At 67.6% G+C, this 9,617-nt stretch carries 8 protein-coding genes; 5 read left to right on the top strand and 3 right to left on the bottom strand.

Annotated elements, in window-relative coordinates:
• Positions 1–34 precede the first annotated feature (34 nt).
• The 5 genes from AW06_RS11435 to AW06_RS11415 all read left to right on the top strand — a co-directional run bounded on the left by AW06_RS11435 (position 35) and on the right by AW06_RS11415 (position 6,067).
• Positions 35–478 (top strand): (2Fe-2S)-binding protein, encoded by a 444-nt coding sequence (locus AW06_RS11435; protein ID WP_034949977.1) that lies wholly within the window; start codon positions 35–37, stop codon positions 476–478.
• 10 nt (positions 479–488) lie between these two features.
• Positions 489–2,762, top strand: a complete 2,274-nt coding sequence (locus AW06_RS11430; RefSeq protein WP_273704620.1) for a xanthine dehydrogenase family protein molybdopterin-binding subunit — start codon at positions 489–491, stop codon at positions 2,760–2,762.
• 4 nt (positions 2,763–2,766) lie between these two features.
• Complete coding sequence (locus tag AW06_RS11425; RefSeq protein ID WP_034949974.1) at positions 2,767–3,777, top strand: XdhC family protein; 1,011 nt, start codon at positions 2,767–2,769, stop codon at positions 3,775–3,777.
• The gene (locus AW06_RS11420; RefSeq protein ID WP_034949971.1) at positions 3,767–4,369 is read left to right on the top strand and encodes a nucleotidyltransferase family protein; all 603 of its coding nucleotides are present in this window, start codon (positions 3,767–3,769) and stop codon (positions 4,367–4,369) included. Before AW06_RS11425 ends, AW06_RS11420 begins: the two co-directional genes overlap by 11 nt.
• A 276-nt stretch (positions 4,370–4,645) precedes the next feature.
• A complete protein-coding gene (locus tag AW06_RS11415; protein WP_034949969.1) occupies positions 4,646–6,067 on the top strand; it encodes an aspartate kinase in 1,422 nt (473 codons plus the stop codon).
• Between the two features lie 33 nt (positions 6,068–6,100).
• Here AW06_RS11415 and AW06_RS11410 read toward each other — a convergent pair whose 3' ends face one another.
• The 3 genes from AW06_RS11410 to AW06_RS11400 are packed head-to-tail and all read right to left on the bottom strand — an operon-like array spanning position 6,101 to position 9,514.
• Positions 6,101–7,789 carry a PAS domain-containing hybrid sensor histidine kinase/response regulator gene (locus tag AW06_RS11410; RefSeq protein ID WP_138677711.1) on the bottom strand — a complete coding sequence of 563 codons (1,689 nt, stop codon included), beginning with the start codon at positions 7,787–7,789 and terminating at the stop codon, positions 6,101–6,103.
• A gap of 47 nt (positions 7,790–7,836) precedes the next feature.
• Entirely contained in the window at positions 7,837–8,331 is a 495-nt protein-coding gene (locus tag AW06_RS11405; RefSeq protein ID WP_046535012.1) for an STAS domain-containing protein, read from the bottom strand.
• A complete protein-coding gene (locus AW06_RS11400; protein WP_034949966.1) occupies positions 8,324–9,514 on the bottom strand; it encodes a SpoIIE family protein phosphatase in 1,191 nt (396 codons plus the stop codon). Before AW06_RS11400 ends, AW06_RS11405 begins: the two co-directional genes overlap by 8 nt.
• Positions 9,515–9,617 lie beyond the last annotated feature (103 nt).

Genomic DNA, 9,617 nt, shown 5'->3' with positions numbered 1-9,617 from the left:
ACCCGCCCGCCCCGGCCAAAGAAAGGAGCCCTGCATGATCTCCCTCACCGTCAACGGCAAGAAGCTCTCCGTCGATGCCTCGCCCGATACCCCGCTGCTCTGGGTGCTACGCGACCACCTCCACCTCACCGGCACCAAGTACGGCTGCGGCGCCTGCACCGTGCATGTGGACGGCGCGCCGCAGCGTTCCTGCGCGATCCCGGTCTCGATGGTCGCGGGCCGCGCGATCACCACCATCGAATCGGCCGACCAGACCAAGGTTGGCAAGGCCGTGCAGGCGGCCTGGCAGAAGCTCGATGTCGTGCAGTGCGGCTACTGCCAATCGGGACAGATCATGAGCGCCGTGGCGCTGCTCAGCACCAAGCGCAAGCCGACCGACGCCGACATCGACGAAGCGATGGGCGGCAACCTCTGTCGCTGCGCCACCTATCAGCGCATCCGCGCCGCCATCCACGAAGCCGCCAAGTCCCTCGCCTAGGAGCCGCGCCATGGACACGACAATCGCCACACCCCTCGCCGCAGCCGATCCCGCAACCCACGCCACGAACGCCCCGCCCGCCATCGAGAACGCCAGCCGCCGCCAGTTCGTGCAGGGCGTCACCGGACTTACGCTCGCCTTCTGCCTGCCCGCCTCTGCCACCCTCGCCGCCCCCGCCGGAGCCGGCAAGCTGGCCGCCACGGGTGGCGCAGCCGCCCCCCCCTTCGAACCCAACGCCTTCCTGCGCATCGGCGCCGACGACACGGTGACCGTGATCTCGAAGCACCTCGAGATGGGCCAGGGCACCTATACGGGCCTCGCGACTATCGTCGCCGAGGAACTCGACGCCGACTGGGCGAAGGTACGCATCGAAGGCGCGCCGGCAGACGCCAAGCGCTATAACAACCTGTTCTGGGGTCCGGCGCAGGGAACCGGCGGCAGCACGGCGATGGCCAATTCCTGGGAACAGCTGCGCAATGCCGGCGCCGCCGGCCGCGCGATGCTGGTCCAGGCCGCCGCAAAGAAATGGAAGGTGCCGGCCGCCGAGATCACCGTGAAGGACGGCGTCGTCATGCACGCCGCATCGAAGCGCAAGGAGCGCTTCGGCGAACTGGTCGCCGATGCCGCCAAGGAGGCGGTGCCGACCGGCGTGACGCTCAAGGATCCGAAGGACTTCCGGCTGGTCGGCAAGCACGCGCCGCGCAAGGACTCGGCCGACAAGACCACCGGCCGCGCGATGTTCACCCAGGACATGCAGATGCACGGCATGCTGGTCGCGATGGTCGCCCACCCGCCGCGCTTCGGCGCCAAGGTGCAGCGCTTCGACGCGACGCGTGCGAAGGCGATCAAGGGCGTCGTCGACGTCGTCGAGATCCCCTCCGGCGTCGCCGTCCTGGCGCTCGACACCTGGACCGCCAAGAAGGCGCGCGACACGCTCACGGTCGAATGGAACGACACGAACGCCTTCCGCCTGGGCAGCGAGGAGATCCTCGCCCGCTACAAGGAGATGGCGAAGAGACCCGGCCTCGTCGCCCACCAGGCCGGCGACACCGACGCCGCGTTCGCCAAGGCCGCGAAGAAGCTTTCGGCAAGCTACGACTTCCCCTACCTCGCGCACGCCGCGATGGAGCCGATGAACTGCGTCGTCGCCCGCACCGAGACCGGCTGCGAAGTCTGGAACGGCGAGCAGCTGCACACCGGCGACCAGTACGCGCTGGCTGTCGTGTTCGGCTTCAAGCCCGAGCAGGTGACGATCCACATGCTCTACGCCGGCGGCAGCTTCGGCCGCCGAGCCAACACCAAATCGGACTACGTCGTCGAGGCCGCGCAGATCGTCAAGGCCAGCGGCACGAAGGCGCCGGTCAAGCTGGTGTGGACGCGCGAGGATGACATGCGCGCCGGCTACTACCGGCCGCTCTTCCACCACGCGCTCGAAGCCGCGCTCGATGCCGAAGGCAGGCTCACCGGCTGGCGGCACCGCCTAGTCGGGCAATCGATCCTCAAGGGCTCGCCCTTCGAATCGATGATGGTCAAGAACGGCATCGACGCCGTCTCGGTCGAGGGCGCCGCCAACCTGCCCTACGCGATCCCCAACATGACCGTCGACCTGCACACGCCGGACGACATCCAGGTGCCCGTGCTGTGGTGGCGCTCGGTCGGCTCCTCGCATACCGCCTACTCGACCGAGGTCTTCCTCGACCAGGTGGCGCGCGCCGCCGGCAAGGACCCGGTCGCGATGCGCATGGACCTGCTCGACAAACACCCGCGGCACCGCGGCGTGCTCAAGCTCGCCGCCGAGAAGGCCGGCTGGGGCAAGCCGCTCGCCGCCGGCGCGCCGGGCACCCGGCGCGGCCGCGGCGTGGCCGTGCATGAATCCTTCAACAGCTACGTGGCGCAGGTGGCCGAGGTCACCGTCGATGCCGAAGGCAAGCTGAAGGTCGACCGTGTCGTCTGCGCCGTCGACTGCGGCATCGCGATCAACCCCGACAACGTGCGCGCGCAGGTCGAAGGCGCGGTCGGCTTCGCGCTCTCGGCGGCGCTGCACGGCGAGATCGAACTCAAGGACGGCCAGGTCGTCCCCGGCAATTTCGACGCCTATCCGGTGCTGCGCATTGCCGAGATGCCGAAGGTCGAAGTCCATATCGTGCCCTCGGCCGAAAAGCCCACCGGCATCGGCGAACCCGGCGTGCCGCCGCTAGCCCCGGCAGTCGCCAACGCGATCGCCGCGGCGACCGGCAAGGTTCCGACGCGCCTGCCCTTCAGTGCCGACGACCTCAAGGCCTGACGCCGTGGACAGCCAGGATCTGCAGGTCCTCGATGCCGTACGCCGCTGGTCGGCGGCGGGCCATACCTTCGCGCTGGTCACGCTGGCGCGCACCTGGGGCTCGGCGCCGCGCGCGCCCGGCGCCTGGCTGGCGCTGCGCGACGACGGCCTCGTCCAGGGTTCGGTCTCCGGCGGCTGCGTCGAGGCCGACCTGATCGAACGCATCCGCGCCGGCCGCCTCGGCGGGCCGGCGCCGACCAAGGTCGCTTACGGCGGGACGCCCGAGGAATCGGCGCGCTTCGGCCTGCCCTGCGGCGGCACGCTCGAACTGGTCATCGAGGCACGCCCCGATGTCGCGCAACTGATCGACATGGCCGACCGTATCGCTGCCGGCCGCCTCGTGCGGCGCACCGTGGACCTGGCCTCCGGCCACACGGCCATCGACGACGGCGCCCGCGGCGACGCGCTGACCTGGAACGGCACCCGCCTCTGCACGCTGCACGGTCCGCGCCGCCGCCTGCTGATCATCGGCGCCGGACAGATCTCGTACTTCCTGGCTTCGATGGCGCTGCTGATGGACTACGAAGTCACCGTCTGCGACCCGCGCGAGGAATACGCCGACGAGTGGCGCGTCGCCGGCACCACCCTGTCGCGCGAGATGCCCGACGACGTGGTGCGCGCGATGGGCCTCGACCCGCACAGCGCCGTCGTCGCGCTGACGCACGACCCCAAGCTCGACGACATGGCCCTGCTCGAAGCGCTGAAGTCGCCGGCCTTCTACGTCGGCGCCATCGGCTCGCGGATCAACAACGCGCGGCGGCGCGAGCGGCTGGCGCGCTATTTCGACCTCAGCGGGGAAGAACTCGCTGGCCTGCACGGCCCGGTCGGTCTGCCGATCGGCAGCCGCACGCCGCCCGAAATTGCGGTCGCCATCCTCGCCGAAATGACCGCGGTGATCCGTGGCGTGACCCTGGTCCGCAGCGGCACCGAGGTGCCCCTCACGAGCGGCGTCTGCGCGGCCAGCCTTGCCGGCTGACCCTGCCCGGGCCCGCTTCGTCGGCCTCCTGCTCGCTGCCGGCTACGGCCGGCGCTTCGGGACCGACAAGCTGATGTATCCGCTTGCCGACGGCACGCCGGTCGCCGTCGGCGCTGCCCGCGTGCTGCGCGCCGCCTGCCCCGATTCGATCGCGGTCTTGCGCCCCGACCAGACCGCGCTTGCCAAACGCCTGGCCGGCGAAGGCCTGCGCGTTGTGACCAGCGCGGTTTCGACGCTCGGCATGGGCCACAGCCTCGCCGCTGGCGTCCGTGCCAGTGCCGATGCGGCCGGCTGGATCGTCGCCCTTGCCGACATGCCCTTCATCGCCCCGGCGACCGTGCGGCAGGTGGCCGACGCGCTGCGCGATGCGGCCCGGACCGGCCATGCCCAGGCTATCGTCGCGCCGGCGCTGGGGAGCGTGCGCGGGCACCCGGTGGGTTTCATGACCGGCTGGCGCGACGCGCTATCGACCCTGCAAGGCGATGCCGGTGCCGGGCGCATCCTGAAGGCGCACCCCGAGTACCTGCGGCTGCTTGCGGTCGACGACGCGGGCATCTTGCGCGATATCGACATTCCCGGCGACCTGGGGTGAACGGCCGACGACGGTGTGGCACCAGCCCTTCCCAGGGCCAACGAATGACCCCTGTCGGCGGTTCGATCCACCGGATGGAGAGCCGAAACCCCATGGACGCATTTGTGAGCGGGTGAATCTTCCCAATCGCCAGCAATTGATCTCGGTAGGGCGAAAAATCGTCCGTCGAGTGCCCAATGGGCTGATTGTTTGTCGAAATCCCGACAGAAACACTCGTCAATCCGGTACGCTAGCGGGTTTTCCACCCCTGCCACTGCAATTTCCGGAATCAACGCCATGACCAGCTCCCCGCAAGCTCAAATTTCTGTCGAAAAGATCGGCGGCACCTCGATGTCCGCCTTCGGCGACGTGCTTCGCCACATCATGCTGTACGACAAGGATCGCATCTACGGCCGCATCTACGTCGTTTCCGCCTACTCGGGCGTAACCAACCAGCTGCTAGAACACAAGAAGACCGGCGAGCGCGGCATCTACGCGCTGTTCGCCGAGGGTGCCGACTACCACCAGGCGCTGGGCGGCCTCGCGGCCAGCCTGAAGAAGCTGAACGCCGGCTTCGCCGACCTCGGGCTGCCGCTGGCTATCGCCGACGCCTTCGTCGACGAACGCATCGCGCAGGCCAAGAAATACCTCGAGGCGATGCACCACGTACTCGCCAGCGGCTACATCAGCCGCAAGGACGTGCTGCTCGCGGCGCGCGAGGTACTCGCCTCGATCGGCGAATCGCATAGCGCCTTCAACGCCGTCGAGATCCTCAAGGCGAACGACGTCAAGGCCATCCTGCTCGACCTCGCCGGCTTCGACGACGACTACGCATGGACGATCGACGAGCGTATCCAGAAGAGCTTCCTTGGCCTCGACCTCGCCAACAACGTGATCGTCGCCACGGGCTACACCAAGGGCGTGGAAGGCATCATGCGCGAGTTCGACCGCGGCTATTCCGAGGTCACCTTCAGCAAGATCGCGGTCGAGGTGCGCCCGGCCGAGGCAGTGATCCACAAGGAGTTCCACCTCTCCTCGGCCGACCCCAACCTGGTCGGCCTCGAGAACGCGGTCATCGTCGGCGCCACCAACTACGACGTCGCCGACCAGCTGGCCGACGTCGGCATGGAGGCGATCCACCCGAAGGCCGCCAAGCCGATGGAACTGGCCGGCATCCCGATCCGCCTGAAGAACACCTTCGAGCCCGAGCATCCCGGCACGCTGATCACCAAGGACTACGTCGGCCAGCGCGCCCGCGTCGAGATGGTCACCGGCACCGACAAGGTGACGCTGGTCGAGATCCACGACCCCTCGATGGTCGGCACCGTCGGCTTCGATTACGGCCTGATGGAGATCTTCTGCAAGCACGAGATCAGCTACATCCTGAAGGCCACCAACGCCAACTCGATCGCCCACCTGGTCTGGGACAGTTCGGTGACCACGGAACTGGTCGAAGAGCTCGAGGCGCGCTACCAGGTCGTCACGGTGAAGAAGAGCGCCATCGTCTGCGCGATCGGCTCCAACATCGGTATCCCGGGCGTTTTGGCGCGCGCCGCGCAGGCGATGGCGGAAGCCGGCGTCAATGTCAATTGCATATCGCAGACCTTGCGCCAGGTGAACATGCAGTTCGTGATCGAGCGCGGCGACTACAAGAAGGCGGTCATCGCCCTCAACCAGGCGCTCTGCGTTGCTCCGGGAACGGTGGTGCCGAAGGCCTGACGTTCGGCGGGCGACCGATCGCGCGCGCCCGATTCAATCGGCGTCGAGCAGCGCGCGCACTGCGCGCGTCATCTCGTCGATCGCGTACGGCTTGGTGATCAGGTGCACCGGCGTCAGCGTGGCGTCGAGTTGCTGGATCGCGTTGCCGGTATAGCCCGACGTGTACATCACCTTGAGGCCCGGACGCCGCAGGCGGGCGCGGCGGGCGATCTCCGGGCCGTTCATGCCGCCGGGCAGGACGACGTCGGTGAACAAAAGGTCGATCGTCGCGTCGGACTCGATCAGGACCATGGCGTCGCGCCCATCGCAGGCCTGCAGGATGCGGTAGCCAAGCCCGCCGAGGACGCGGCAGGCCAGCTGCCGGACGTCCTCCTCGTCTTCGACGACGAGCAAGGTCTCGTCGCCGCCGCGGATCGGCAACTCATCCGCCGTGGCCGGTTCCGCCTCGCCGATCGACGTGGTGGCGACGACCTCGGGCAGGAAGAGCTTGATCGTCGTGCCGAAGCCTGGTTCGCTGTAGATCTTCACGTGCCCACCCGATTGCTTGACGAAGCCATAGACCATCGCGAGGCCGAGGCCGCTGCCCTTGCCGACCTCCTTGGTCGTGAAGAACGGCTCGCAGGCGCGCGCGACGACCTCGGGCGTCATGCCGCAGCCGGTATCCGACACGGCGAGCATCACATAGCGTCCGGGTTTGACATCGACCTCGTTCGCCGCATAGTGGGCGTCGAGCGTCACGGCGGCAGTTTCCAGCGTCAGGGTGCCGCCGTCGGGCATCGCGTCGCGCGCGTTGACGGCAAGGTTGAGCAGCGCGGTCTCGAGCTGGCCGGCATCGGCGATCGCGCGCGGCAGGTCCGCCGCGGGCGCGACGCCGATCGACACATGCTCGCCGAGCACGCGACGCAGCATGCCGGTCAGGTGGGCAATCATTTCGTTGCAGTCGACGGCCACCGGGGCCAGCCGCTGCTTCCTCGAAAACGCGAGCAGGGTGCGGTTGAGTTCGCTACCACGCCGCGCCGCCTTCAGGGCGGCCCCGGCCAGTTCTGTCGCGAATGGGTCCTTCGCGACATGGCGGGCCAGGATCTGCAGGCTGCCGATGACGACGGTGAGGAGGTTGTTGAAGTCGTGCGCGATGCCGCCGGTCAGCTGCCCGACGGCCTCCATCTTCTGGGCCTGGCGCAGCGCACCTTCGGCCTGCTCGCGGTCTGCCATCTCCTGGTGAAGCACACGGTTGGTCTGCTCGAGTTCGGCGGTCCGCTCGTGGACGCGCAACTCCAGTTCGTCTCGCGCCTGACGCAACGCTTCCTGGGTCCGCCGGCGCTCGGTGATGTCGCGGATCGCCGCGGAGAACAGCATGCCGCCCGGCGTGCTGAGCGGGCTCAGGCTGATCTCGACCGGCACCTCGCGACCGTCGCGGCAGCGTGCGCTGAGGTCGAGCGAGACGCCCATCGGGCGCGCCGTCGGGTGCTCGCCGAACGCCTGCCGACGCCCGACGTGCCCGGAGCGCAGGCGGTCCGGCACCAGCACCTCGATCACCTGCCCGACGAGTTCGCCACGCGAGTATCCGAACAAGCGCTCGGCCTGCGCATTGACAAGGACGATGCGGCCGGCGCCATCGATGACGACGATCGCGTCTGGCGCGGCATCGATCAGTGCGCTCGCCCAGGATGCGGTCTCCGGCGCGGGTCCCGGTGCTGATCCCTCCGGGGACAGTCGCGACATGACGGACGCCACGCAGGGCTCGGGAGGAGTATTCACGCGACCGCCGCTCAGGTTCGATCGACTTCGCGCTGAAAGGCTTCGATCACGCCGCTGAATTCGGCACGATTATTTTCACAGAGATCGCAGAGCATGCAGTGCGCCGAGACGATCGTTCGGGCAAGCTCGCGCTCGTCGGGGGTCGTTGCGGGAATCTCGTTTTCGGCGACCACTTCCGGTGCGCTGGCGACGATCGTGCAGACCTCGTCCAGGCAGACATTGCGCAGCGTCTCGACCACGTCGGCGTTCGCCGAGAAGACGATGGGCATTTCGCGACCGACAACCCGCATGCCGTTCGACAGCTTGGCGATCAAACCGATGCCCGTGCTGTCGATACTCGTCGTGGCGTTGAGATCGGCACAGATGCGCAGGGGATTGCCGTGTGCGAACATGTCGTCAATGAAGACGTCGACAGCGTGCGCCATCGTGTACCGGATATCCCCCTGGAACCGCAAGATCCAGGTACCGCCCTGGCGCGCGAAGCATACATTTCCGTCATCAGACACGGTGCAGGCATCTCCTCAATGACAGTACGGTGGCATCGTCCGGCAATTGCCGATCGCCGTCGATGCAGAGCCGGCGCGCCAGTTCGGCGGCGTCAGCGTCGATGTCGCCCGCAAGCTCGCGCAAGGCCGTCTTGCGACCGCTCAGGTCCGCTGCGTCCATGACATCGAGGACGCCGTCGGAAAAAAATCGCAGGGCGAAACGATCGGGAAGATCGATCTGCTCGTTGACGTAGCTCGCATCGGTGAACATCCCGACCGGCCGGCTGCGGCCGCCGATCTCGCTGACCGTTTTTCCGTCACAAAGCAGCGGGAACGGAAAATGCCCGCCATTGGCAAAATCAAAACGGCCGCTCGAAAGATTGACCACGCCATAAAACATCGTCAGGTACTTGCCGTGGCGCCCCTCGAAGATCTGCCGGTTGAGCGCCGCGAGCAGCGCCGCCGGGTCGAGGATCGTCGGGTCGGCATACTGGCGGAAGCTCTCCAGGTAGCGGCCCACATAGCTCTTGAGCAGCACGGTCACCACCGCCGAGGGAACGCTGTGGCCCGAGACATCGGCGATGTAGATGCCGATGCGTCCGGAATCGATCGCGAAATAATCGACGAAGTCGCCACCGAGGATGGCAGATGTCGCGAGGAAGCGGCTGCACTCGTAGCCGCCGAAGGCGGCCCGGTCGTCGGGCAGCAGAGTAAACTGGATCCGTCGTCCGGCCTCTTCGTCTTCCTCGATCCGGCGCAGCGTCTCCGCCAGCTTGGCGTTAGCGGCCTCGAGGTGCTCGCGGTAGGCGAGGTTCTCTTTGATCAACCTCGCCCGTTCGAGCGCCCGGCCCACGGCATGGTCGAGGACAGCAAAATCCTCGATCGGCTTGGTGATGAAGTCCCAGGCACCGAGCTTCAGCGCCTGGATCGCATCGCCGAGGTCGCCGGTGCCCGAGACGACGATGGCCGGAAGTCCCGGATAGTCGGCATGCAATGCCTCGATGACCCCGAGGCCGTCGAGACCGGGCATACGCAGGTCGCACAGAACCAACGCCGGGCGCTGGGCGGCACAACGCTCGACGCCGGCAAGACCGTCGCTCGCGGTCGCCGTCGCATAGCCCTGGCCGCGCAGGTGCAGCGCGAGCAGGTGGCGAATCGCCTCGTCATCGTCGATGATCAGAATTTCCGTTGCCGCCGCATCCATTCGTGACTCTGCCTAGGCTCCCCGAGTTGGCACGACACGACGGGCGTCGGTCGCTGAGTGCTTGGACCAACGCGAACGGTTGTCGTTCGCGTTGTCGAAAAAC

The organism is Candidatus Accumulibacter cognatus (assembly GCF_000584975.1).
Lineage (GTDB): Bacteria > Pseudomonadota > Gammaproteobacteria > Burkholderiales > Rhodocyclaceae > Accumulibacter > Accumulibacter cognatus.
The sequence above is the reverse complement of the archived record's forward strand: the minus strand, read 5'-3'. Positions and strand labels throughout refer to the sequence as shown.

Coding starts and splice junctions, on each gene's coding strand:
- AW06_RS11435 (WP_034949977.1), top strand. CDS start 35: ATGATCTCCCTCACCGTCAACGGCAAGAAGCTCTCCGTCGATGCCTCG.
- AW06_RS11430 (WP_273704620.1), top strand. CDS start 489: ATGGACACGACAATCGCCACACCCCTCGCCGCAGCCGATCCCGCAACC.
- AW06_RS11400 (WP_034949966.1), bottom strand. CDS start 9,514: ATGGATGCGGCGGCAACGGAAATTCTGATCATCGACGATGACGAGGCG.
- AW06_RS11415 (WP_034949969.1), top strand. CDS start 4,646: ATGACCAGCTCCCCGCAAGCTCAAATTTCTGTCGAAAAGATCGGCGGC.
- AW06_RS11410 (WP_138677711.1), bottom strand. CDS start 7,789: ATGTCGCGACTGTCCCCGGAGGGATCAGCACCGGGACCCGCGCCGGAG.